The sequence below is a fragment of the uncultured Cedecea sp. genome, assembly GCF_947498825.1.
Lineage (GTDB): Bacteria > Pseudomonadota > Gammaproteobacteria > Enterobacterales > Enterobacteriaceae > JGM124.
Genome location: NZ_CANMLV010000007.1, coordinates 49,176 through 73,156 on the forward strand (window position 1 = coordinate 49,176; position 23,981 = coordinate 73,156).

A 23,981-nucleotide genomic window follows, 5' to 3' on the forward strand; every position below is an offset into this window, starting at 1 on the left:
TTTCAGAAAGGCGGCCTGGGAGCATCATCGACAACAACCGTTTTTACATATTAAATACGCGATCCTTTTGGGAGAGATGTACTTCTGTTATTTTATTTTTTCCTGACCATACGTATTCGTATTTAAAAAACGAAATATTTCCGATAAATTTTTCTATAACCACTAATTTGTTGTTTGCATCAAAAGTAGCTTTAATATAACTACTCATCGAGAAAGTTTGTGAGTATGCTACTTCTTCAAGCAATCTTACTGGGTGATAAAATCCTGTAAAGCTCGCATAGTAACTGACTTTTTCCGTTTTTCGGCCCTGCGATATATCCGTCTTGTCAAAAGTTTTTTCTGATTGTCTTTTTTTTATTTTAAGATTTAAGTCTTTTAGCATTTTACGTTGAAATGAATGACAACATAAACCTAATGGCCATTGCCATTTTCCTTCGTGGCACTTAACGTAATTTCGTATTTCTTTTTTTATTTCTTCGGATGTTCTGTAATCGTTACGATATAAATCGAATATTACCACTCCTTTACTTCTGTCATGATGATGGGGATCTATTTTAGAAGTGCCGCATAATATACTTTGCCCGTTTAAATCTCCAGGTACTCCGAGTAACATGCCTTTGAGTACGTGGCAACCGGCGGGCCAGTTAGGCCACCATCCGTAACTCTCATTTTCTCCTAACTCAATCCATGAATGGCCATAGATATCTCTATCTTCGCTAAAAATGTTGGTTAAGGGAAGCAGTCTTAACACGATGATATCATCGACCTTGCTATATTTTGCATTCTTATTCATGAATATCGAGCCTTCCTTGGTTACGGATTTTATTAGAGTAAGCAGACATTATAGTTTAATCAACTTACAATTTCTGATAAAAAGGTTACTGTTAAATTAGATGCTGAATTATTAATATCAAGTGGCAAAGCAATGGAAATAACTCACATAACCGTTACGATTATCGATGTAAAAGGCGAATGGATAAGGTGTTTAACTGGCAGGCTACTGATAAATAAATTGGTGCATCTCACTACTCGTATGAGGATAAAAACCTGGCTAAATATCGTATCACTTCCCTATTCTTCTGGTGAGTATATTTGAAATAGAACATCGGTTTTATGAGGCAGACTCCAGCCGCTATCTATTATTAAAAATAAATCAGTCCGGATAATCGAAACACATCCCTGTGTTAAGCGTTATTACTAAATAGTTTATCGCAATAAAATTTTACCGATCAAATAAGTTGTCGCCTGCCCGCCAATAGCGACACGGTCACCAACCAGTTTGCAGCGTAAATCACCGCCACGCTCAGAAACCTGGCGCGCAAGCATCTGAGTTTTATCTAACTGTTCGGCCCAGTAAGGAATAAGCATACTATGTGCGGAACCGGTAACCGGATCTTCAGGCACTGATTCTCCCGGGCAGAAAAAGCGGCTGACAAAATCATACTCGCCATCTCCTGGTGCTGTAATACAAACCATTTTATTCAGTGGGATCATGGCATTGATATTCGGACGAACGGCTTCTACTTGCTGCTGGTTCTCAAGTACAACCATATAATCACGGGCAACTCGCACTTCTTTATATTCTGTGATACCTAATGTTTCCAGCAATAAATCCGGTGGCGTGACGGGCTCAGTAGACCATGCAGGGAAATCAAGTGTCAGCCAGTCTCCGCTGCGTGTTACCGTCAGCGGGCCAACAAATCGGGTATCGAAATGAATGGTTGTGTGCGGGTAATCAAGATATTCAAAGATGACATGTGCTGCTGCAAGTGTGGCATGGCCACATAAATTGATTTCATGCTGAGTCGTAAACCAACGGAGTTCAAAACCCTTATCAGTCGTGACAAAAAATGCCGTTTCTGACTGGTTATGCTGCTGTGACATCTTTAATAATGTTTCATCAGGCAGCCATTCAGTGAGTGGACATACTGCTGCTGCATTGCCACCAAAAGTATGGGAAGTAAAAGCATCTACCATGTAAAAATCAATTTGTTGCATAGCACAATTCTCTTATCATAGTTGGATAAAATCAGACTCTACTATGACGTGTTGGAAGCTGATCTCGAATTGTTTTCTGCTGGCATATTTCAGATTAAGCAGAAGAGCTTTAATACTGGGTCTTAATCTGGTCAATGGGGACGGCTTTGCTGATGAGCCAGCCTTGTGCTAGCGCCTTGGGATTAAATGCTAAAATAGCTTGTCTTTGTGTCTCGCTTTCTAAGCCTTCAAAAATAACGCGTACGCTCATTGTACTGGCAATTTCATTTATTTTCTCTAGCACTTTTTCCGTGGGAGAATGGGTTCCTGCGGCATGAGTAAAAGTTCGGTCTATTTTAATTTTGTCAAAGCTGAGCGCACTTAAGTAAGCCAGACTTGAATATCCAGTACCGAAGTCATCAATAAAAATCATAAAGTTAAGCGTTCTTAACATATTCAACTTGTCGTTAAGTGTTTTAAAATCAATCGTGGAATTTTCAAGTATTTCAAATGCAATCTGCTGAGGATGGATATTGTTTTTCTTGGCGGTATCTATCAGAAAGGATATTGAGTTATCGAAAGTTAAAATTCACAGTCAATATTTAAGCTTAAGTAACAGTCAGGATTGCTCGCGAGAAAGTCACTACATTCACGCATAGCCTTGGAAACAATATATTTGCTAAATTTATTACTGATCCCCATTTCTTCAATTTTTTTAATGAACACAATAGGTGGAATATCTCCCATGTGCTTATCATGCCATCTTGCAAGAGCCTCAACACCATGTAGTTTATACGTCTGCATATTAACGATAGGTTGATATTCTATACTGATTAAGCCCGAGTTTACTGCCTTCAGCAGTTTTGACTCAATTAAATTATTATTTGATTGTTGCTGTTTGATGACATACCAGACTGAATATCCAAGCACTGAGCCGCAAAGAATGATAATAAATAACAAATGGTAATGTGCAGTTGAAAATAAAGAATCGTGAATTTGAGAGTGAACGCAAATTTCATATTCCTCTGAACAAACTCTGTAACTCATAGATGTTAAATCGTCATCAGGTAATAACTTATCGCCAAAGGAACGTAATACCATCTTTCCATCTAACGATGTGACTCTGGATTTAATACCATTAGTGCTATTTTCAAACGCCAGAAAAGCATGGGGGGTCGCGACTACAAATATATTATTTTTACTATTCATATCAATAGAGGAACCCTTTATTCCATAGCCGGGCATTTTTTCCAGATAGTAATATTATTTTTTGTTACTCTATTTTCACCTGTGAATTTATAAGATTCAGGAATATCCCCCCAAAGTGCTGAACAGAGTATTTTATTATCTTTTATAATATCTGCATCTTTAAGGAAATTATGCGTAAAAACAATGTACTTTAATTCATTAATATCTTTACTTGAACATTTGTCACCACTACTGGTGCTCATGCTGTTTAACGCCCCGCTCAGATTTTCAGAAACATAAACAGCACGTTTTAAAAGATCTTTGGAATAGGATTTAATCTGAGAATGATTGCTATTTATCCAAAGGTATTGAGCTGTCGAAAGCGAAATAATGATACCCAGTATCATTAATACCGACAGAAAAAACAGAGAGCGAGTTATCCCTTTGAAAAAATTCATTTAAAATTCTCAAATTACATTGAATGCGATATAACGCATTTTTTATATTTTCTGATGTTCGCGGCATTGTGATTGCACAGTTCTGCTTATGTCAAGAATAAAAACGTATGCTGCCATCTATAAATAAAGGCAAAAAATTATTTTATTGAATTTGAATGAGCCATTATTTAGTTATGAGTGAGAAATAAAAATACAGGATATTGTTTCATAAGCAATTAGTTTTTAGATATAGCAGGCAAGCACACTGAATATCGTATTTTCAGGTAAAATTATTATTTACGATTATATATGTTATAACCAAGATTGCTTACGTTTGGTCAGTCCTCTCCAGAACCATGACAGCTGCCCTTTTCACTGATACGCTGCGCAGAGAGTCATGTCAGCGTATCAGAAACTTTCATGACAGTGCTGTTGGTATTTTCATGTACTCTCTATACTGGTTTAAGTATCTGACCAACATCAATGCGGTTACCATCCGGATCGGCAAAAATAAACGCACGAATGCCATATTCTTTATCTTCCAGTCCCCGAATGATCCTCGCTCCGGCTTGCTGGCAAAGCGTAAATAAAGCATTAGCGTCATCAACCAGCAGATGTATGACAGGAAAATGAGCCGCTTTATATCCAGGCTGTAAGGTTAAATGTAATTCACAGGCTCCCTGTTTTAAAATCATAAAGCCTACCGGATTACCATTCTCAAAAACTTTCTCGAAGCCCAAATCATTGATATAGAAATGCTGTGCAAGACTGATATTTTTGACCGGCAAGACAGCGGCTATACGACCAAATTTAATAGTATGTTGCATGAGTTCAACCTCGTAACAGGAAGACAGACACAGTATCAGGCGGTGCTTAACGATGTTACTTCCAGACAGGTTCCGGGCGGTGCCAGACTGAGCTGTAGCTTAGCTGAACGTTAGTGGGATTGTAAATCATATCTGGCTGTAAGTGACGCCATCACCTAGAATACGCCAAGGATTACTCTGGATAGCGCGACTCCTTCACTGTGTAATGGGGAAAAAATGTCAAAAGTATTATTGATCATTGATATGCAAAAGTATGTTACTGAGAGGATCCAGCAAGGTGTTCCATTCTATCCGGAAAATGCCATTGCGAACATGATAGCTGTCGTTGCGACATTCAGAGCTGCGGGGCTGCCGGTAATTCATATTCGTCACCAGACGCCTGAGATTGATTCAGCCTTGCATCAGGACTCCCCTTTAAGTTTACCGATTGAGTTTTTTGACGCATTAGCAAATGAACCGGTCTTCATTAAACATACATCCTCTTCATTTAATTCAACTCCCCTGCTTTCTTATCTTGAAGACAGATGCTTATCTGAGGTTGTCGTAATGGGTGCCGTAGCAGGGTTTTGTGTTAATTCAACCGTCAGAACCGGCGCTGATTTGGGATTAAATATGATCGTAATAAAAGATGCGGTTATCAGTTTCGGTTTGCAAAGCCATCAGCCAGGAGCCGAAGAGATCCATCATGTCACTATGGCTTTGCTCGAGGCTGATTTTGCTCGGGTGTTAACAACCGCTGAAGTTGTAGATTAAAGATAAATAATATTGCCTGGGGATCTGTTTGCGGCAGAAAATATCTCTGCACTTATGTGAGATTCAGGTAATCCCCGCGTAATATTGCCATTTTACCGCTGTTAAGGTTTAAGGCCTCGTCCTGGAATCGTTTGACAGGCCGCTCCTTTCGCTGGCGGTGAAATTTTAGGGTACTCATCAGGAAGAATATAAACTTGCGAGGTAGCGACATAGCCATCATTAAAGGTGGCCTCAAGATAAGTTGCCTGCCAGCCGTTCCCGGGCTTGGTCAGCGGTATAATGACTTCTTTATTGTCAGCCGGAAGCGTGACTGGCTTTGAATAATATTTAATGTCACAGGCAAAACGAAAATCTCTGGCTACTGGATTATGTGCCGTCCACTGTAGAATTTGCGTTGGTTGCTCTGAAAAATGGACTTTCAGTTTTTTGTTCCTCTTGTCATCACTGACGACTGTTTCACTAATTTCAGGTAATTTCTTTTGTTTCTGATAACGATTAATAAAAGTTACCAACGAGGGTACAGTGACAGAAAGAATTCCGTTGTGAGTGGAATTCTTCACAACACGCAACGATTTTGGACCGGGTAATTTATCGTAATAAAAATGGCTATTATCCGGAACATAAAAGTCATCGCCACTGGCATTGATAATATATTTTTCAATATTAAGTCGATCATGCATGTCACTGGAGAGATAGGTTAAAGGATCTTCTATCTCCATCAGACTGGAAAACGCATCCGTATCGATATGCTTATCTATTTCTTGTTGGTAGTAAGGATAAAATGCAACAGGCCAGTTTTTTCCATATGAGTGATACATATGTTTGATAGACTTTTGGGTACTGAGCAAATCTATAGCAAAAGGAACAATCGCGACAACGTCAGGATCTGATAATGCAGTTAGCCAGGCGGCCCAGCCACGTTTAGATGCACCGGTAACGATAAATTGAGTGATATTCTGTGACGCCAGCTCTATTTTAGCCAGCCGTAATGTTTGAGATACGGCAGCGGCCATAGGAATATGAAGCGATGCATTCTGATACTTCTTCATATCATTAATGAAGAGCTTCCATGACCAGGCCACGCTGTTATCTTCAGCAAGAGGTTCGGCTGCTCCCTGATAAATTAACGCCTGATTTGGAACGTTACTGACTGATATCACGATAGTCTTGCTGGTAGTGGCTATCTGGCGAAGCATATCCTGAGTGAAATTAGTCGGTGCGACAGAATTACCATGGCCGTCGTTATTGCTTCCATTGTTAATGACAACCAGTGCATTTTTATCGAGAGCGGCGTCTGGGATATAAATATCGACTTCATGCAGCCAGCTTTCAGGAGAGACAGTACCTTGTAAAGTCCATGACTGTGAATTGAGTTTATATTTTTGTAATATGCCCCCGGGAAACGTTTTTTTTTCCAGTAAAGAATAATCAACAGGAACATCGGCAAGCGACTTCCGGTATTGAGAAATAACCTGGTTCAGTTCGACGCTTTCATGCTTACCTTCCGAAGAAAAAGCCTGACTACAGGGCAAGATGAGTAGCATTAAAATATTTGGCATTTTAATTTTCACTTAAATATATCCTGTCTGATATTTAATAAATAATAAAATAAAAGACAGCTATAAACGCCGCTTTTTATTTACGATATGATAAGACTCCGCCTGATGATGAATTAATGACAATACCATTTCTATCAAAAAACAATCCCTTAATTGAGCCTTATTGGGACTCTTCATGCATACAATCGGTAATCTTTACTGAAATTGTCAGTCTAAATCGGTAGGATAGTCAGCGTTTATGCGACAAATCTCGCGCGCAGCTCGCTATTTGCAAGGACTCTTTAATGAATAAAATAATCCAGACTGTACTTTCCCTTAATCTTCTCATTCCACTAAGTGTTCTGGCCGCTTCAGCCCCTCTTCCCGCCCCGATTACAGCACTTGAAAAACAAGGGTTTGAGTTAAAAGGTGAGTTTACCGCTCCCGGCGGTTTACCGGGTTATGCGATGCAATTCCAGGGTCAAGGTACGACCGTTTACCTGACTCCAGATAAGCAACACGCCATTATGGGAAATATGGTTGATGCAAAGGGCAATAATCTGAGCGATGAACAAGTCGAAAAGTTTATCTACGCACCGATGGCTAAAGAGATGTGGAATACCCTGGGCCAGCATCGCTGGATAGCAGCCGGCAGTAAAGACGCCCCACGTATTGTCTATGTGTTTGCTGACCCCTACTGTCCTTATTGTACTGAGTTTTGGGATCAGGCTCAGCCATGGCTTACATCCGGAAAAGTTCAGCTCAGAATATTACTGGTTGGCATGTTACGCCCTGATAGCGGTCAGAAAGCGGCTGCAATTATGATGACTGAAGATCCGGCTAAAACATTGGCTGATTATGAGAACAGTAAAGGCAAATTGGCCTTAACAAAACCAGAGAAAATCACACCTGAAGTCGGTGAGGCACTTAAAAATAATCTCTCACTGATGGACGATTTAGGCGGAAATGCAACACCTGCGATTTATTACCTTAATGCTGAGGGACGATTGCAGCAGCACCAAGGTAAACCTGATGAAGAAACCCTGAAAATTATTATGGGGGAAAATCAGTAAGATACTGATGCGGAGGGAGACTGCTCCCCCGCTTGTTTTGCCAGACCAAAGACAGCGAGCAGAGTGCTAAAGTGGGATTTTGTAGAATATATTATGTATGTTGTAACTATTGAAATAATGATACGTGAGCGTTAATAAGAACACACCCACTAACCGGAACGGCATAGCGGAGACTTACAGCATTATAAAACTCAACGAGCGGATCAGGCGCAATACCCCCTCATATAACGTATCAGCTGAGCAAGGGGGACGTTTAAATTTAGCATAAAAATCTTGAAAAACTTCGGCCCATGTCGGACTACATCGTGTCGGAAGCGTATGTTGGATGTTATGTCGGTGCTGAAACAACGCTTTTCATGATGGCGGCCTCACCCGTTGATGAGGCATTAACATCAAGACCTTTCAACCTGCGGAGGTGGATGCTGGAATTCGGGCAATGACTTTAATTTCAAAATCGAATCCCGCAAGCCAGGTAACTCCAACGGCTGTCCAGTTCGGATAAGGGGGCTGCGGGAAAATCGACTGTTTCACCTGCATAATTGTCGGAAACTGATTCTCCGGATCCGTATGAAAGGTGGTGACATCAAGCAGGTCGTCAAACGTGCAACCCGCTGCTGCAAGCGTTGCTGCCAGGTTATCAAATGCAAGTTGTACCTGCGCGGCAAAATCAGGCTCCGGCGTACCGTCGGCGCGGCTGCCAACTTGGCCGGAAACGAACAACATATCGCCAGAACGGATCGCGGCAGAATAACCGTGCTCTTCATAGAGAGCATGGCGGTTAGCAGGAAAAATAGGCTCACTCTGGATCATGGAATTACCTTTCTTAAGTCAATGTGTGATGCGGGATGCGTGATATGCGAAATTGATTTAATATACGCGGCGTATATTAAATTAATCACACATACGAGACGTATGTCAAATAACATACGTCTCGTATATCAAAAAGGAGAGCGTATGGCCACCAAACGCCGTGCCGAAACGATGGAAGAGAACCGAGCCAAATTGATCACGGCTGCGCGGAAGTCCTTTGCCGAAAGAGGTTTTGCTGCTGTATCTATGGATGAATTAACCACCAGCGTTGGCCTGACTCGCGGGGCGCTATACCACAACTTTGGTGATAAAAAGGGGCTGCTTGCCGCGGTTGTTGCTCAAGTAGATGGTGAAATGGCACAACGAGCCAAAGCCGCCGCTGCGAATGCCAGTGATGACTGGGAAAAGCTGCTGGCTGAAGGGATTGCCTATATTAAAATGGCACTAGACACAGAAGTAAGCCGCATTGTTCTGCTCGATGGTCCGGCCTTCCTTGGGGATCCAACACAATGGCCTAGCCAAAATAATTGCCTCAAATCCACCCGACAGACCGTTATAAATTTGATCGAACGCGGCGTACTTAAATCGGTTGACGCGGATGCGGCTGCACATTTGTTAAACAGTTCCGCGTTGAATTCCGCTCTTTGGATTGCTGCGAGCGACGATCCGCAGCGGGCACTGCCAAAAATGATTGAAGTGTTTATTCAACTGGCAGGCGGCTTACGGAATAGTTCCAATAAACTATGATGAGATGTTTATATCATCCGCTACTGTGGAGGGGATGCCTACATCTCACTCCCCTTGGTTGAACAAATTTCTGGCCCATTCAATAAAAATGCGAACTTTAGAGGGCAGCTGGCGATTTTCCGGCCAGGCGATATGTACCGGTATACGCTGGATATTCCAGTCAGAAAACAGTTCAACCATTTGCCCGCTTGACAGGTATTCCTCAACCAGAAAGCGGTATGTCGTCACCACGCCTAAACCGTGAAGCGCGGCCGTACTCGCGGCCATTGAATCATTAACGGCAAGTTGCCACTGCGAGCTTATTCTTTCCACCTGTCTGTCGCGATAAAGTTCATTGATCACCTTCAGACCGGTTCGGGGGGAAATAATCTGTATCAGTGTATGCCCCTGAGCCAGATCGACAGGATGCGCCGGCTGTCCGCTGCGTTCAATATAGGTACGGCTGGCGCAGGTCACCTGTGCCAGCTCCCCTAAAGAACGGGCAATCAGTGCGTCGTTATACAACTCTCCAATCCGTATAACGCAATCAATATTCTGTTCGATCAGATTGACCGTCCGGTTGCCTACACTAAGCTCAAGCTGGATATCAGGATAACGTGCCAGAAAATCAGGCAACGCCGGTATCACCAGACAATAGGCTAGAGCATTCGGCACTTCTACACGGACTTTTCCTCGCGGTTGCATGGCAGACATCTGAATGTTGCTATCCAGAGTATCGAGGTTTTCAAGCAGCCGTAACGTCCCCTGATAATAAATCTGCCCCTGTTCGGTCAGATTTAGCGTACGTGAAGTACGGTTCAGCAGCTTTGTGCCCAGATCATGTTCCAGCGCTTGGATATGCCGAGTGATGGTCGATTTAGGTATATTGAGCAGCCTGGCTGCACTGACAAAAGAGCCGGAATCCACCACCCGGACGAAAGAGCGCATCATTGTAAGCCTATCCAATCTGTTTTCCTCAGACTATCGTTGCAAAATCAACAACCATCCATCCCTTTCGCCTATCTTGTTCTGCGGGGATAAATCGGCAAGTATAAAACCTGTTATATGTTGAACATTAAGGTGAGTAAAGTTATGTCTGCTATTACGACGCATAAAATCGGCCGCGCGCGGATAAGCAAAATCCCGGAGCTGGCCTTGGAAAACGTAGCGGGATCGTTTCTCTATCCGCAATGGCAGGATGATATCGCGCAAGATGCGGCAAAGACATTGCCGGCATACTGTTTTTCCGGCGAGTTTTCCTCTCTGGCCCAAAGTACCCATAGCTGGTTGCTGCAAGTTGATGGTCTTACCCTGCTGATTGATACGGCGTCCGGTAATGGAAAATCACGGCCGCGCAACCTGCTGTTCCACCAGTTGGATGTGCCGTATCTCGTCCGGCTACGTGAAGCGGGCATCGAGCCGGAGCAGGTGGATTATATCTTCAATACCCATCTGCATGTCGATCACGTTGGCTGGAATACGATGCTGAACGGGGGCCGCTGGGTGCCGACCTTTCCTAACGCCCGCTATATATTTTCGCAAAAAGAATTTGTTTTTTACGCAGATCCTAACAACGTACGTCAGCCGAGCGAATTCGTCCATGAAGACAGCGTAGCTCCGATTATTGCCGCCGGTATGGGGATGCTGATAAACGGTGATGACGATTTTCCACTGGAAGGTTTTAAGCTCCATTCAACACCGGGACATAGTTACGATCACCTGTCGCTGAGTTTTACCTCAGAAGGAGAAACGGCCTTTTTCTGGGGAGACATCATGCATCATCCGCTACAAATAGCGCTTCCGCAGTGGAATTCGGTTTTTTGTGAATTTCCCGAACAATCCCTGCATTCGCGCCGCAAAGCGCTGGAGTTCGCCGTAGCGACACGGGCAACCGTTTTCACGACCCATTTTCCCGGTACCTCAGCAGGCAAGATCGAAGCGAATGCTGAAGGCCAATTACAGTGGTTATCATTATAGATGAGGCACAAGCATGTCTAAGCAGGAAATTTTCAGCGAAAACTTTTTGATCCCTTCTGATACTGCCGGTATAACGCTGAACCTTATCAGAAAATGTCCGGATAAAAACCGGACCTATGATGAGTCAAACACCTTATTAATGGTGCACGGGGCAACATATTCGTCCGGCAGCCTTTATGATACCCCAGTGGAGGGAAAGTCCTTTATGGATCATCTGGCTTGCGCCGGATTCGATGTATACGCCGTCGATGTGCGGGGCTATGGCGGTTCAACCCGCTCCCAGGCGATGACACAGCCGGCACAGCTAGGTTTACCGGTGGGCCGTACCGAAACGGCGGTGCGCGATTTCACCTATGCTGCAGACTTCCTGTTGCGCACCCGACAACTGAAACAGCTTAATATTTTTGGTATGTCCTGGGGAGGCACCATTGCTGCAACCTATACGGCGAGAAATAATGAAACAGTGCGCAGTCTTGGCCTACTTGCGCCACAATGGCTCAGCAATAAACCGGTTCCCATTGATACCGGGGAAGAATTGGGCGCTTGGCGCATCGTTAATATGCATGCGGCTAAACGACACTGGCTCAGCGCAGTGCCTGCCGACAAACGTGACGGTCTGATCCCTGAAGGAACCTTTGACGCCTGGATCAAGCAGACCTTATCTGCGGAACCGGACGCCGAATTGCGTGCTGATACCTCGTTTAAATCAGGTAATGGTCCTATTCAGGATATCCGGGAATATTGGACAGCCAATAAACCTTACTACCAGCCGGAAAATATACGGGTCCCCGTTATTCTGATCCACGGCGAATGGGATATTGATGTCCCTATTGATCTGGCGCAGGCATGGTTTCTGCGAGCCACGGGCTCACCAGAAAAACGCTGGTTGGAAATAGGTGAAGCGACACACATGCTGATATTGGAAAAAAATCGTTTATTGGCAATCCACGCCCTGACGGATTTTATATCGGTATCATCGTTGATGAACAGCGGGAAAGGACGATAACCCAGTCAAAGTCTGGCTGGACTGACGGGGAATTATGGAAGGATGGCAAACGTCGAGGACTATTCCCTGCTCTTCAGCTATTCCCCGTTATCTCAGGCGGCTTTCGGCTTCCCGCGTGGCGTCCAGTACTGGCGTCATATCACGTCGGTTGCGGTTGTGTTAGCCTTTCATCCCGGCTTTCGTACCACCGACGTACTACGGAAGAACCGCTCCATTGGGCTATTATCCCAGCAGTTTCCCCGGCAGCTCATACTCTGTGCTATCCGATAGCGCCACAACATCTGCCTGTATCTGACAACTGGCTATACTCAGCTCTTTCATCAGTCGACCGGCCAGCCATCGACCGAGTTTTACGCCCTTTGCCGTGACCATCGTCGTGATACTTCTGGTTCCGGCGGGGCCTCACTGACATTCCAGGCCTCGTTGATATTGTGATGATGGTAAGTGAACGTTAATAAGAACACGCCCACCCGCAATTCATCAGTGATTATTTGAGATACTGCAAGTATTTCTCGGGGAGTTTCAACATGTTTACAGATTAGATCCATTAATCCAAAGAGGGTATTGCTATAGTGATAAGCGAGATCAGGTTTACTCCGTGTTTACATTCTTTGTTTTATATTGGGCTTCCTGATGATTTAAAAAATGGAGAGGTGATGCAGAAAAAAACCTGGTCAGAACGGATATTTATCGCTGTTATTCTCGCAGCAGTTATGGTGACAGTCAGCATTGTTGCGCTGCTCTGGCTGCGCTTAGCCGCCAATACGTTGGGTATCTGACAGACAATTCATATCTCACTGCATTGGTCATACTTTAAGGCTAAAAAATAGAACGCCCCATTCGCTTGGATAAAATTTCCAACGCAGCAGTTCCTGCTAAAGAGTTGCCAGACGTATCCAGTTCAGGACACCAGACCGCTATTGAAAACGCATTAGGCACAATAGCAATAATCCCACCACCCACACCAGATTTCCCCGGCAGCCCGACCCGATAAGCGAACTCACCCGCACCATCGTACATGCCACTGGTCATCATCATGGCGTTAATTTGTCTCGCATGCTCCGCAGGAATAATCTGCTTCCCGTGTAAAGTTTGTCCCTGATTAGCCAGAAATACAAATGTCTTGGCTAATTCCAGACAACTCATACTGAGGGCGCAGTAATGAAAATAGGTTTGTAGTACGGTAGTGACATCATTATCAAAATTACCAAATGATTTCATTAACCAGGCAATAGCCGCATTACGTGCTGAATGTTCAAATTCTGAACGTGCGACTTGCACATCATAGATTAAATCCCCGGCCTCCGATAAATTCCGCACGACCTCCAGCATACGTTGCTTAGGTGCACTCAATCGTGTTTGCAACATGTCACAAATGACCAGTGCGCCAGCATTGATAAACGGATTTCGCGGCTTCCCCTGCTCGATTTCCAGTTGTAACAATGAGTTAAAAGGCTGACCGGAAGGTTCCTTGCCCACTTTTTGCCAGATCTCATGCTCATCGTAACGCTCCATAGCCAGCGCCAGACTCAGCACTTTTGATATCGACTGAATGGAAAAACGTTCATTAGCATCACCGGCTGTGAAAAGTTCCCCCTCCACAGAACAGACTGCTATGCCGAGTTTATCGCCATGGACTGCCGCAAGAGCCGGGATATAGTCCGCAACACGGCCCTTTCCCACTAAGTGGCGAACCTGATTGAGGATATCTTCCAGTAACTGATTGTCTAATACCGGCACTCTAAACTCCTGAGTCAATAAGATAAACTGGCAGATTATAGCAGAGCAGTGGAAATCTTAGCAGCAGATGACAGGACTGACAGGAGAATGGATGAAGCAACATATAAAGCCTCTCTGTGATACTTATCACAACACCGTAACAAAGCAAAAAATCGGAATTGTTTAAACAAAGGCTGGAAAGCCGCTATTTCTGTCCCCGGTATACTCATTAACACGCCAACCAGCATAAGTGAATAATAATGAAAACAATAGAAATTGCCTCTGACAGCTACGTGAAGGTCAGTATTCGGGAAAAAATAGGCTATGGCTTCGGGGATCTTGCCTCCAACTTGTCATTCGGGTTTGTTTCGCTGTTCCTGCTCAGTGGTCAGAAAATCGACGGGCATATCGGCCTGCTTGCCTGACGGTTATTTATTAACAATCCCGCAATCGTTCGAAATAATATAAATTATCAGACAACATAAAACGGAAAGCATAGGCTGTCTATTAATCGTATTTTTGCCATAATAGACATAAGGTGTCTGATATTCGATTTAAGGTACATTTATATGCGACTTTTTGGTTATGCGCGGGTCTCTACCAGCCAGCAGTCACTCGATATTCAGATCGGGGTGCTCAGAGACGCTGGGGTGAAAGCCAATCGTATATTTACAGATAAAGCATCGGACATCTCTACCGACAGAGAAGGTCTAGACATGCTGCGAATGAAGGTGGAGGAAGGCGACGTCATATTGGTAAAAAAACTCGACCGTCTTGGCCGCGACACTACTGATATGATTCACCTGATAAAAGCATTCGATACTCAAGGCGTTGCAGTCCGGTTCATTGATGACGGGATTAGCACCGACGGACCAATGGGACAAATGGTGCTCACTATTCTTTCAGCTGTAGCACAGGCCGAACGCCAAAGAATTCTTGAGCGCACTAATGAAGGCAGGCAGGAGGCGAAGCTTAAAGGCATCAAATTCGGACGCAAGCGAAGTGTAGACAGGGATGCCGTTCTGGAACTCCATCAGAAAGGTATTGGTGCAACTTATATTTCTCATCAACTCAGCATTGCACGTTCCACTGTCTATAAAATTCTCGAAGAGCAGAATCGGGGTGTGACTTCAACTTACTGATAATGTTTTATGTTCAGATAATGCCCAATGGCTTTGTCATGCAGTTCCACCGACTTTGAGAACGACACTTACCACAACAATTCCAGTATGGGTCATCAGTATTTGAAGGAAGTATTTGAAGGAAGTATTTGTATGAAATTTATGGAATGTGCTGTCCGGGATGTGGTTCACGGGACTAATGTTCGTATTGTCAAACCTGCCAACATTTATGAATGTGAACTCAGGGACAATGTATTTGTCGGCCCCTTCGTTGAGATACAGAAAGGCTGTGTTATTGGCAGTGGAAGCCGGATACAGTCGCACACGTTTATCTGTGAAAACGTATCACTGGGGGAGAACTGCTTCATTGGTCATAACGTGACGTTTGCCAACGATCTGTTTCGGTCTGGTGCGCCGGATCCGTCACCTGATAACTGGATCACCATTTCCCTAGGTGATTCGGTTACTGTGGGCAGCGGAGCCACCATTCTGTCACCGTATATATGCAGCGGCTCCGTTATTGGTGCGGGTTCAGTTGTGGTGAAGCCGATTGAGATCAAAGGCATTTATGCAGGAAACCCGGCAAGGCTGATCAGAACATTATGAAAATTAGCGCCATAAACTCAGCGACAGAATTACAAATTATGACTGATTTTCGCTGTCTGCCTCTGGATGAAGAGATTATTAAACGTCTGCAGTTTCTGGCATTTTGATTTAATCAAACTTCAAAAAAGAACGATAGTTGAATTCAGAGTGAAATCGCACGTTGAAGTCAAAGCTTTAACCAGACCGCTATAAGTCACGGCGGCGATTTTCACGGCGCACCGAATCATCTTTGCAGTCACGTATACGGCCTGTGTTTATGCTCCTTCAGGCAATAAAATTAGCATAGCTTTTAACGGCTAAACCTCTGTCACGTCCCCATTTTTATCGTATAACTGTGGTTATGCATCGACTATTTCTTTTTAGTGACAGCGTCACATTTTACAACGATAAAAATATGAGATGTAAATCACAAAATCAGTTGAATGGCGGTCAATAGCAGCCTATCATTTCACCACTTCTTACTGACCAACCTGCCAGAATTTTATATGCCGTCAAATACAGTGTCTCGCAAAACTGCGTGGCTGCGGGTGCTTATGCTCTCCGTCGCCGCCTTTATCTTTAATACCACCGAATTTGTTCCTATCGGTTTATTGTCAGATATTGCCCAAAGCTTTGATATGGAAACCGCGCAGGTTGGTATCATGCTGACTATTTACGCTTGGATAGTGGCGCTGACATCCCTGCCCTTTATGTTATTAACCGGGAAAGTGGAACGCCGCCGTTTATTGATTGCTATTTTTATCGTCTTTATTGCAAGCCATATCCTGTCGTTCCTGTCATGGAACTTTACTGTGCTTATCATCAGTCGTATTGGCGTGGCTTTTGCTCATGCTATCTTCTGGTCAATCACCGCATCGCTTGCTTTACGTATGGCTCCTGCGGGTAAAAAAGCCCAGGCACTAAGTTTGATTGCGACCGGTACTGCACTGGCCATGGTGCTGGGCTTACCGCTTGGCCGCATTGTCGGACAGTACTTTAGCTGGCGAACCACTTTCCTGGGTATTGGAATAATTGCAACCCTGACACTGATTTGCCTGGTGCGTCTGCTGCCGCAACTGCCGAGTGAACGTTCAGGTTCACTGGCAAGTTTACCGTTGCTGCTCCGCCGCCCAGCTCTGATGAGTCTTTACCTGCTGGTAGCTATTGTCGTCACCGGACATTATACCGCTTATAGTTATATCGAGCCCTTCGTACAAAATATTGCCGGACTGAGCGCAAATTTTGCCACGCTGTTATTACTGATCCTCGGCGCTGCGGGCATTATTGGCAGCATCGTCTTCAGTAAACTGGGTAATAAGTATGCCTCACAACTACTCAGTGGTGCGATTGGTCTGTTACTGATTTGTCTGGTGTTACTGCTGCCTGCCGCAGTGGGTGAAGTGCCGCTGATGGTACTTTGTGTATTCTGGGGAGTCGCAGTGATGACCATAACCCTCACCATGCAGGTGCAAATCCTGTCACTGGCATCGGACGCAACAGATGTCTCAATGTCTTTATTCTCCGGTATCTTTAATATCGGCATAGGTGCCGGAGCGCTGTTAGGCAACCAGGTCAGTCTGCATTTCTCTATGGCAGAAATTGGGTATGTCGGTGCGATACCGGTCCTGGCAGCATTCATTTTGTCCGTGTTAATCTTTCGGATTTGGACGTCCAAGTCAGAAGAGGAGCAGCCTCAGGCACAGATTCAGGCATAGTTTAAAAAGAAGCGCTGGTCTCCCACTCATGCCGGGAGACCAGGCTAACGAGCAGGATCAGGCAGGATAGGTTTTAACGATTTCAAGAATGCCGTTGATAATAAACTGAACGCCCATACACACCAGCAAGAACCCCATCAGCCGTGAAATTGCATCAATTCCTCCTTTACCCACGATGCGCATAATGGAACCCGAACTGCGTAAACTAATCCACAGAATCAAACCAATTATCAGAAAAATAAGCGGCGGTGCGGCATCCAGTACCCAGGCAGGAAAATCATTGCTCTGTCTGACTGTGGAAGCGGAACTGATTATCATCGCAATCGTACCCGGCCCGGCGGTGCTTGGCATTGCCAGTGGTACAAAGGCAATATTGGTATCAGGCTCGTCATTTTGCTCATTCGCAGAAGCACCGGTATGCTGCAATTTAGGCGCCGGGAATAACATTCTGAAACCAATGAATGCAACGATAAGCCCCCCCGCAACACGGAGTCCGGGAATAGAAATACCAAAGGTATTCATTACTACCTGACCGGCATAGTAAGCAACCATCATAATGGCAAAGACGTTAATCGCAGTCATCACAGCAATGCGGTTACGTTGCTGTTTATTCATATTGCCCGCCAGTCCCAGGAACAACGCAATCGTCGTTAATGGGTTAGCCAGGGGTAATAAAACAACCAGTCCGAGACCTATTGCCCGAAATAATTCCATCATTTAATGTCCCTTGTTAGCGAGAGTTTTCAGTTTAACTTAGTGTTTTAACATCAATTTTAGCACCATTTTTGGTTTTTTAGCTATTTGTGGCATCCGGGGCTGCCGCAGATTGACATATAGTTTCATCATGAATAGTATCTGACGTTACTAACTACTTGCCTGGGCAAACATTTTGAGTCGTGACAGTAACTGTGATTTGTTTAACGAAATTATCCCGCTGGGCCGATTGATCCATATGGTCAATCAGCACGCTGAACGTTTGTTAAACGATGCATTATGTACGCTGGATATTACTGCCGCTCAATTTAAAGTGCTGTGCTCTATTCATCATCAAGGCAGCCTTTCCCCGGTAGAGTTAAAAAAGGCTCTTTCCGTCGATCTTGGCGCATTAACACGTATGCTGGATCGCTTGTCATGCAAAGGCTGGGTGCAACGCGTCCCGAATCCTAAAGACAAACGTGGAATACTTATCAGTTTAACGCCTGAAGGTCGTGCTCTTTGTCAGCAATGTCATTGTACAGTGGGATTAAGTATGCATAACGAGCTGACAAAAAATCTGCACCAGGATGAAGTCGATACACTCTATAAGTTACTTACCAAGATACTGCCGTAAACCTGCAAAGAGGTAGAATAATGTCCAGACAGAACAACGATACCATTACTATTCACAGTATTTTAGACTGGATAGAAAATAATCTACAAGCCCCCCTATCACTGGAGAAAGTTTCACAGCGTTCGGGTTACTCAAAATGGCACCTGCAACGGATGTTCAAAAAAGAGACGGGATACTCTCTGGGGCAATATATTCGTAACCGTAAGCTGACGGAAATTGCACTGAAATTGCAAGAAAGCGATGAACCGATTTTATATTTAGCTGAAAGCTATGGTTTCGAGTCTCAGCAGACTCTGACACGTACCTTTAAAAATTATTTTTCGGTGCCGCCGCATAAATATCGCGTAGCCAGAATGGCTGAAGATAAGAAATATATTCTACCGATTAACCAGTGCTGTAGTTAGTTTTCCCCTTCTGATGAATAAAAAACAGTCGCGATTAAGCTGGTGACCTGTCCGTAATACATGCTCAGGTCAACCACTTATCAGCAGACAGAGCCCAGGCAACTGAGCCCTGACGAATAAGCGATACGTTTTATAATCCCTTACGGTACTGAATAAAGCCAGACTGCGTCGCCACACGCTCATACAATGCCTGAGCCAGAATGTTGTTTTCATGGGTATGCCAGTACAACCGGCTGCAATTATCGGCCATCGCCTGAACACGCACGGCCTCAATCAATGCTCGTGCCACCCCTTTGCCTCTGGCATCCGGTGCAGTAAACAAATCTTCTAAGTAGCAATAGTGGGTTGCAGACCAGCTACTACGATGATAGATAAAGTGCGTAAAGCCGAGCATCACGCCTTTTTCATCAAAAGCCGCAATACCCCTTATTGGCTCAGAAGGATCGCCCAAACGCTCCCACGTCAAGGCACTCACTGATGCGGGTAAATCGGACTCATAAAAGGTCAGATAACCCTGCCACAGTATCGTCCATTGCTGAAGGTCCTCAGCAGTCAGCGCGCGAAGAGTCAGACTTCGGTGAGATGCAGTCTGCCCCCCCGTATCACGGAGTTTTGCCAGACCGACTTTTTGAATACCTTGCACGATATTATCGACACTGAGCCAAGCCTCAAACCCTGCTTTTATACGGGGCCATTCGTCGGCAATAATCGAGAACCAAGCAGTATCGCGGGTCCGTTGTTTATAAATGACCGCATTGCGGAACAGTCCTTCATAACGAAATCCGAGACGTAATGCAGCCCGACGCGAAGGCGCGTTTAAGCTGTCACATTTCCACTCATAACGACGAAAGCCCAGCGTTTCGAAGGCATATTTCATCAGTAAGAAATGGGCCTCGGTTGCCTGAACAGTACGCTGTAGCAAAGGTGAAAAGATCACAAAACCTGCTTCAACCGTGCCATTGTTTGGATCAATGCGCATAAGAGAAAACGTGCCTGTCGCCAGACCGCTGTTATTATCAACCACCGCAAAATGAAAAGGATCCTGACTGCTGGCCGCCTGGTGCAAATACTCAATAAAAGCCTCACGTGTACTAAAAGGGCCGATACTCAGATAGGTCCAGCCGCTGTTATCCGGAGCCTGCTGCCAGGCTTCCCAGAGTGCGCTGCCGTGACGCGCAACATCAAGCGCTTCCAGCCGACAATAACGTCCTTCGAGGGTAACCCGTTGCGGCAAATCGCACGGCTGCCAGTTTGGTAGCGGCAAGCCAATAGGTTGTTGGAATTCATTGAGAGCAAGTGACAATGTAACCTCCTTATACGCTAAAATCGGTGGACGGTGATGAGTTATCTGACCTGGCAGCTACGCCAGCAGAAACGACCGAAGATGTCTTCGGCAGCCATTGCAGATTAGCGGGATAATCAGCGGGAACACAGGTTTTCAGATGATGATAAAGCTGTAGGTTATTTTTATGCGCAAAGGTGCCTTTTTGACAGACAAAATAGTAGCTCTCACCGGTTGCTATCGTTTCAGGAAACGGCAAGGCTAACATTCCACTGTGAATGGCATTCAAGCTGAGCAGCAGATCGCCGACCGACACGCCATGTCCGCTAATCGCCGCCAGGTTTCCTTGTTCAAGCGTATCAAACACAATACCACGGGTCAGATTTAGCCCGGCAAATCTCCCACTCTGTTTGACCCACCGCCGCCAGTCTCTGCCATCAGGTGAAGGATGGATTAACTCACAGTCAGATAAGTTCTGCTGAGCCTGACTCACCATGCCCGGAGAACAAACAGGTATCAACCACTCATCAAACAAATGATGGCTTTCCGTGTCGTCACCAAACTGCCCGCTACCCAATAAAATGGCGCAGTCATAAGGCTCCCTGGCAAAATCGACACTGTCTGTATCCATCCAGACACTGGTAACCTGCACTTCAGGTGTTGAGTCAGACTCACGAAAGGTACGCAATGTGTTTAACAGCCAGCTTAAGGTCAATGTTGAGGGAGCTTTTAAGCGTATTTCCTGTTGGTGGCTTCGGAACGCATCACAGGCGCGTTCCAGCTGAGAAAACCCCTCTTCAAGCTGCGCTGCCAGCCTTCGACCTGCCTGGGTAATTTCAACCTTCGGCCCCATACGCATAAATAACTGGCAGTCAAACCACTGTTCCAGCGTACGAATATGCCGGCTAATGGCCCCCGGGGTGACATTAAGTAGCATCGCCGCTTTACTGAAAGAACCCATGCGCGCCGCTGATTCGAAGGCTCTCAGCGCATATAACGGAGGAAGCGACATAACAGACACCCTTTATTGAGTTTAACTCACATTGAAGCGCAGTTTTATCCGTTTTTCAACTGACCGGGATGACGTAATAATTTGCCTCTTATTTAATGCAGGAACAGACCGAATGAATATCCCGTTATTAAGCGCCTATATCCTGGCAGTATTACTGTTAATTATGACTCCCGGTCCTGTAGTCGCCCTGATAACCAGCGTGACCACCCGCGACGGAAGCCGCCGGGCATTTTCAACTCTGGCAGGTACAAATGCAGCGTCGTTAGTTCTGATGGCGGCCGCCATTTTGATGCTAAGTGGTGTGATGTCGCTCAGCGAACTGAGTCTGGCATTGCTGGGTATTCCCGGCTGTATCTATATTGGCTATATCGCACGGCAGGGTATTTTGTCCCCGGCCAGTTCGGCGGAACAGCCGTTAACAGTGCAGAGCAAAGGCGTTTGGGGAGGCTTTATTACCGGATTATCAAACCCTAAAGATATTCTCTTTTTTATGGCTTTTTTCCCGCAGTTTATCCCAGTGACAGCCAGTTTCAGTACCAGTGTTCTGGTGCTGGCACTGGTCTGGACAGGGCTGGATTTTGCCGTACTCTCTTTTTATATTCTGGCGATTAAACGCTGGGTCAAAATCCAGCACCAGCGAACAATCTCGCTGTTATCATCCTGGATACTGCTGGCGATAGCCTGCGCGGGTGGAGCTTATAACGTCTGGACTATTTTTCGAGCACTCGCGCGTTAAATGATCTCGCCATCTTTGGTCAACCGTTCGCGGCGGGCATCCTCATCTTCCTGGGAGCGGTGATGCCCGTGGCCTTTCTGCGCAATGGCAAAGCGGAGTCGTTGCTGTTGAGTATAGCGATCCTCGCGCGTGAGTTCCCCGTCATTACTAAGAGCAATTAGCAAGGTATTCATTTCAAAAATAATATGACGTGCGAGGGTTTCATCAACCTGCTGAATAATATCATCCAGATGTGCCATGGTTTACTCCTTATTAAAATCTGTCGTCATTATATACCCAAAGTGACCAGAGTTAACGGCTATCCTGTAGCCCAAAAACTATTCTCATTACATCCCCTCTATTCAATAGCCTGATAATTCGTCAATTTCATCGCTTCTTTAGCCGTTTGACTTAAGGAAGAGTCAATAAAATAGACATATTGAAGATAGTGCTCAATGTGCTTTCAAAAGCAGGATGGATAAAGTGATAAACTCATTATTGCGCAGCGGATGCCCGGACGACTTTCTGGCTCTGGGAGAAAATGGCCAGGCAGTATTTGATTCGGCCTGGCAAATCCGTGAAACCTTACGTTTGCGCAACCAACAGGCCATCGCTGATGCCTTGGCTATTCCACAAATCAATGACAGTGGTAGCCGTATTGACTGGTACGCGCCTAATCCGGGACATATCACCAGCTGGTTAGCGGCCAGTGAGGAACAGCGTACTGGCGCCTTACGTTATCTTGAACATTGTCGGACAAACATAACGTTGCTGAGTAGCCAATGCCTGCGCAGCGATAAAACTGCCTTACAGCTGTTTGGTTCACTGCTGACGAAAATATTACAGTTCCCCGCCAGCCAATATATCTATCTGGTTGATGATAAACCAGTCATTACCTTTTGGGGATTTGTTAATCAAAACGAGCCCCTCCGGGAAAACAGTTTGGCGTGCCTGCAGCTCCAAAAACCTCGCGAGCACTTAACACCATCGACCCCGCGCCCGGTTGAAACTGCCGCCGTTAGCGAAAAAGCCAGTACAGCTGAACCTGCCCATCTACCTGATCTTGCTCTTTATACTGTTGCATCTGAATTGACTCCAGGTCCTTCTGTTGTACCTGCAGAGAAAACCGTTCCCCGGACATACCGCCGTTGGATATCCGCAGCCGCGCTTCTCGCGCTATTGTTGGTGTTGGCTGGTGGTAGTTATCTGATACCCTGGTTACAGTCGAAAGAAGAGACGCTTGCAACGCCAGACGTCGGCCTCCCTCCCATTACTGAACCTGTTGAACCGATATCCGAAGCACAGCCTCCCCCGAGTACGTTACCGCTGATGCAGGCTACCGTGATACCACCTGTCGTCGTTGAAGCGCCTGTCCCGGAAGTCTTATCGCCGCCGGTATCCAAAGGCACCCTAATGCTACCGGCAGATGAATTAAGAATGGGATCAACCAAATTCCTTAACGGCACATGGCTGGCACGTGCTCAGTTTAGTGATCCTGTCGCCGGTAAGCCTCCAACGTTACGTTACCGAATTATGAATAATAAAGGCACCGTACATCTCACCAATAGTGACAACGTCACCTGTCAGGCGCAGATATTCTCCGGACTGCATCAGTCGGGAATATTAATGATCAAAACCCGTGGCAGTGCGCGTTGCAATGACGGAACACGCCATGCCTTACCAGAAATATCCTGTAAAGCGGGCATCAACGGCGTGGCGGAATGTACCGGTCGCTACGAAGGTGACAACCAGGTTCCGATCACCTTTCAAAAAGTGAGTAATTAAT

28 protein-coding genes and 2 pseudogenes are annotated in these 23,981 nt (G+C 45.3%); 14 read left to right on the top strand and 16 right to left on the bottom strand.

The annotated features are described in order from the left end of the window. Nucleotides 1–43: 43 nt before the first annotated feature. The 6 genes from Q1A40_RS09900 to Q1A40_RS09925 all read right to left on the bottom strand — a co-directional run bounded on the left by Q1A40_RS09900 (nt 44) and on the right by Q1A40_RS09925 (nt 4,429). On the bottom strand, nt 44–793 hold the full coding sequence (locus tag Q1A40_RS09900) for a DUF6156 family protein (protein WP_299999697.1): 750 nt from the start codon (nt 791–793) through the stop codon (nt 44–46). Between the two features lie 413 nt (nt 794–1,206). Next, nucleotides 1,207–1,998: a PhzF family phenazine biosynthesis protein gene (locus Q1A40_RS09905; RefSeq protein WP_299999698.1), complete on the bottom strand. Its 792-nt coding sequence runs from the start codon at nt 1,996–1,998 to the stop codon at nt 1,207–1,209. A 109-nt stretch (nt 1,999–2,107) separates the two neighbouring features. Beyond that, a complete protein-coding gene (locus Q1A40_RS09910) occupies nt 2,108–2,566 on the bottom strand; it encodes an EAL domain-containing protein (protein ID WP_367275741.1) in 459 nt (152 codons plus the stop codon). Next, nucleotides 2,560–3,186 carry an EAL domain-containing protein gene (locus Q1A40_RS09915; RefSeq protein WP_299999700.1) on the bottom strand — a complete coding sequence of 209 codons (627 nt, stop codon included), beginning with the start codon at nt 3,184–3,186 and terminating at the stop codon, nt 2,560–2,562. Before Q1A40_RS09915 ends, Q1A40_RS09910 begins: the two co-directional genes overlap by 7 nt. Nucleotides 3,187–3,203: 17 nt before the next feature. Next, entirely contained in the window at nt 3,204–3,623 is a 420-nt protein-coding gene (locus Q1A40_RS09920) for a CSS-motif domain-containing protein (protein WP_299999701.1), read from the bottom strand. 431 nt (nt 3,624–4,054) lie between these two features. Next, on the bottom strand, nt 4,055–4,429 hold the full coding sequence (locus Q1A40_RS09925) for a VOC family protein (protein ID WP_299999703.1): 375 nt from the start codon (nt 4,427–4,429) through the stop codon (nt 4,055–4,057). 216 nt (nt 4,430–4,645) lie between these two features. Between Q1A40_RS09925 and Q1A40_RS09930 the strand changes: the two genes are divergently transcribed. Beyond that, on the top strand, nt 4,646–5,182 hold the full coding sequence (locus tag Q1A40_RS09930; RefSeq protein WP_299999705.1) for an isochorismatase family protein: 537 nt from the start codon (nt 4,646–4,648) through the stop codon (nt 5,180–5,182). 101 nt (nt 5,183–5,283) lie between these two features. Here the strand turns inward: Q1A40_RS09930 and Q1A40_RS09935 are convergent, their stop codons facing one another. Continuing rightward, nucleotides 5,284–6,753, bottom strand: a complete 1,470-nt coding sequence (locus Q1A40_RS09935) for a PhoPQ-activated protein PqaA family protein (RefSeq protein ID WP_299999707.1) — start codon at nt 6,751–6,753, stop codon at nt 5,284–5,286. A 272-nt stretch (nt 6,754–7,025) separates the two neighbouring features. Here Q1A40_RS09935 and dsbG point away from each other — a divergent pair, with 272 nt between their 5' ends. Beyond that, nucleotides 7,026–7,793, top strand: a complete 768-nt coding sequence (dsbG, locus tag Q1A40_RS09940) for a thiol:disulfide interchange protein DsbG (RefSeq protein WP_299999709.1) — start codon at nt 7,026–7,028, stop codon at nt 7,791–7,793. A gap of 402 nt (nt 7,794–8,195) precedes the next feature. On the opposite strand, the gene Q1A40_RS09945 is transcribed toward dsbG, so the two are convergent. Beyond that, entirely contained in the window at nt 8,196–8,603 is a 408-nt protein-coding gene (locus tag Q1A40_RS09945) for a RidA family protein (RefSeq protein WP_299999711.1), read from the bottom strand. A gap of 144 nt (nt 8,604–8,747) precedes the next feature. On the opposite strand from Q1A40_RS09945, the gene Q1A40_RS09950 reads away from it, so the two are divergent. Further along, nucleotides 8,748–9,350: a TetR/AcrR family transcriptional regulator gene (locus Q1A40_RS09950; RefSeq protein ID WP_299999713.1), complete on the top strand. Its 603-nt coding sequence runs from the start codon at nt 8,748–8,750 to the stop codon at nt 9,348–9,350. Nucleotides 9,351–9,395: 45 nt separating this feature from the next. Here Q1A40_RS09950 and Q1A40_RS09955 read toward each other — a convergent pair whose 3' ends face one another. Then, nucleotides 9,396–10,295, bottom strand: coding sequence for a LysR family transcriptional regulator (locus tag Q1A40_RS09955; RefSeq protein ID WP_299999714.1), 900 nt, complete (start codon nt 10,293–10,295; stop codon nt 9,396–9,398). 126 nt (nt 10,296–10,421) lie between these two features. On the opposite strand from Q1A40_RS09955, the gene Q1A40_RS09960 reads away from it, so the two are divergent. Then, nucleotides 10,422–11,306 carry an MBL fold metallo-hydrolase gene (locus Q1A40_RS09960; RefSeq protein ID WP_299999715.1) on the top strand — a complete coding sequence of 295 codons (885 nt, stop codon included), beginning with the start codon at nt 10,422–10,424 and terminating at the stop codon, nt 11,304–11,306. A gap of 13 nt (nt 11,307–11,319) precedes the next feature. After that, nucleotides 11,320–12,312: an alpha/beta fold hydrolase gene (locus Q1A40_RS09965; RefSeq protein ID WP_299999716.1), complete on the top strand. Its 993-nt coding sequence runs from the start codon at nt 11,320–11,322 to the stop codon at nt 12,310–12,312. Nucleotides 12,313–12,506: 194 nt separating this feature from the next. On the opposite strand, the pseudogene Q1A40_RS09970 reads toward Q1A40_RS09965, so the two are convergent. Then, a pseudogene (locus Q1A40_RS09970) lies at nt 12,507–12,634 on the bottom strand (IS3 family transposase); the annotation flags it as partial. A 334-nt stretch (nt 12,635–12,968) separates the two neighbouring features. Between Q1A40_RS09970 and Q1A40_RS09975 the strand changes: the two are divergent. Then, a complete protein-coding gene (locus Q1A40_RS09975; protein WP_299999717.1) occupies nt 12,969–13,091 on the top strand; it encodes a hypothetical protein in 123 nt (40 codons plus the stop codon). Between the two features lie 40 nt (nt 13,092–13,131). On the opposite strand, the gene glsB is transcribed toward Q1A40_RS09975, so the two are convergent. Further along, nucleotides 13,132–14,052, bottom strand: a complete 921-nt coding sequence (glsB, locus tag Q1A40_RS09980) for a glutaminase B (RefSeq protein WP_299999718.1) — start codon at nt 14,050–14,052, stop codon at nt 13,132–13,134. Between the two features lie 239 nt (nt 14,053–14,291). On the opposite strand from glsB, the gene Q1A40_RS09985 reads away from it, so the two are divergent. Further along, nucleotides 14,292–14,456 carry a hypothetical protein gene (locus tag Q1A40_RS09985; RefSeq protein ID WP_299999991.1) on the top strand — a complete coding sequence of 55 codons (165 nt, stop codon included), beginning with the start codon at nt 14,292–14,294 and terminating at the stop codon, nt 14,454–14,456. A 144-nt stretch (nt 14,457–14,600) separates the two neighbouring features. Beyond that, nucleotides 14,601–15,173, top strand: coding sequence for a recombinase family protein (locus Q1A40_RS09990; protein ID WP_299999719.1), 573 nt, complete (start codon nt 14,601–14,603; stop codon nt 15,171–15,173). Here Q1A40_RS09990 and Q1A40_RS09995 read toward each other — a convergent pair. Continuing rightward, nucleotides 15,167–15,241, bottom strand: a pseudogene (locus Q1A40_RS09995) (IS1 family transposase); the annotation flags it as partial. The gene Q1A40_RS09990 and the pseudogene Q1A40_RS09995 overlap by 7 nt on opposite strands. Nucleotides 15,242–15,305: 64 nt before the next feature. Here Q1A40_RS09995 and Q1A40_RS10000 point away from each other — a divergent pair. Then, a complete protein-coding gene (locus tag Q1A40_RS10000) occupies nt 15,306–15,758 on the top strand; it encodes an acyltransferase (protein ID WP_299999720.1) in 453 nt (150 codons plus the stop codon). Between the two features lie 485 nt (nt 15,759–16,243). Next, nucleotides 16,244–17,452: a sugar transporter gene (locus Q1A40_RS10005; protein WP_299999722.1), complete on the top strand. Its 1,209-nt coding sequence runs from the start codon at nt 16,244–16,246 to the stop codon at nt 17,450–17,452. Nucleotides 17,453–17,509: 57 nt separating this feature from the next. On the opposite strand, the gene Q1A40_RS10010 is transcribed toward Q1A40_RS10005, so the two are convergent. Continuing rightward, nucleotides 17,510–18,169, bottom strand: a complete 660-nt coding sequence (locus Q1A40_RS10010) for a MarC family NAAT transporter (protein ID WP_299999724.1) — start codon at nt 18,167–18,169, stop codon at nt 17,510–17,512. Nucleotides 18,170–18,404: 235 nt separating this feature from the next. Between Q1A40_RS10010 and Q1A40_RS10015 the strand changes: the two genes are divergently transcribed. Both Q1A40_RS10015 and marA read left to right on the top strand, forming a co-directional pair. Continuing rightward, complete coding sequence (locus tag Q1A40_RS10015) at nt 18,405–18,782, top strand: MarR family transcriptional regulator (RefSeq protein ID WP_299999978.1); 378 nt, start codon at nt 18,405–18,407, stop codon at nt 18,780–18,782. A 20-nt stretch (nt 18,783–18,802) separates the two neighbouring features. Further along, complete coding sequence (marA, locus tag Q1A40_RS10020) at nt 18,803–19,186, top strand: MDR efflux pump AcrAB transcriptional activator MarA (protein ID WP_299999727.1); 384 nt, start codon at nt 18,803–18,805, stop codon at nt 19,184–19,186. A gap of 130 nt (nt 19,187–19,316) precedes the next feature. Here marA and Q1A40_RS23175 read toward each other — a convergent pair whose 3' ends face one another. Together Q1A40_RS23175 and Q1A40_RS10035 are read right to left on the bottom strand one after the other, a co-directional pair. After that, on the bottom strand, nt 19,317–20,489 hold the full coding sequence (locus Q1A40_RS23175) for a GNAT family N-acetyltransferase (RefSeq protein WP_367275740.1): 1,173 nt from the start codon (nt 20,487–20,489) through the stop codon (nt 19,317–19,319). A gap of 10 nt (nt 20,490–20,499) precedes the next feature. Further along, complete coding sequence (locus tag Q1A40_RS10035) at nt 20,500–21,480, bottom strand: LysR substrate-binding domain-containing protein (RefSeq protein WP_299999729.1); 981 nt, start codon at nt 21,478–21,480, stop codon at nt 20,500–20,502. Between the two features lie 112 nt (nt 21,481–21,592). Between Q1A40_RS10035 and Q1A40_RS10040 the strand changes: the two genes are divergently transcribed. Continuing rightward, nucleotides 21,593–22,216, top strand: a complete 624-nt coding sequence (locus Q1A40_RS10040) for a LysE family translocator (protein ID WP_299999731.1) — start codon at nt 21,593–21,595, stop codon at nt 22,214–22,216. Here Q1A40_RS10040 and Q1A40_RS10045 read toward each other — a convergent pair. After that, nucleotides 22,213–22,455 (bottom strand): DUF2526 family protein, encoded by a 243-nt coding sequence (locus Q1A40_RS10045; RefSeq protein WP_299999734.1) that lies wholly within the window; start codon nt 22,453–22,455, stop codon nt 22,213–22,215. The two genes, Q1A40_RS10040 and Q1A40_RS10045, sit on opposite strands and share 4 nt — an antisense overlap. A 214-nt stretch (nt 22,456–22,669) precedes the next feature. Between Q1A40_RS10045 and Q1A40_RS10050 the strand changes: the two genes are divergently transcribed. After that, nucleotides 22,670–23,980, top strand: a complete 1,311-nt coding sequence (locus Q1A40_RS10050) for an SrfA family protein (RefSeq protein WP_299999736.1) — start codon at nt 22,670–22,672, stop codon at nt 23,978–23,980. Nucleotide 23,981: the final 1 nt, after the last annotated feature.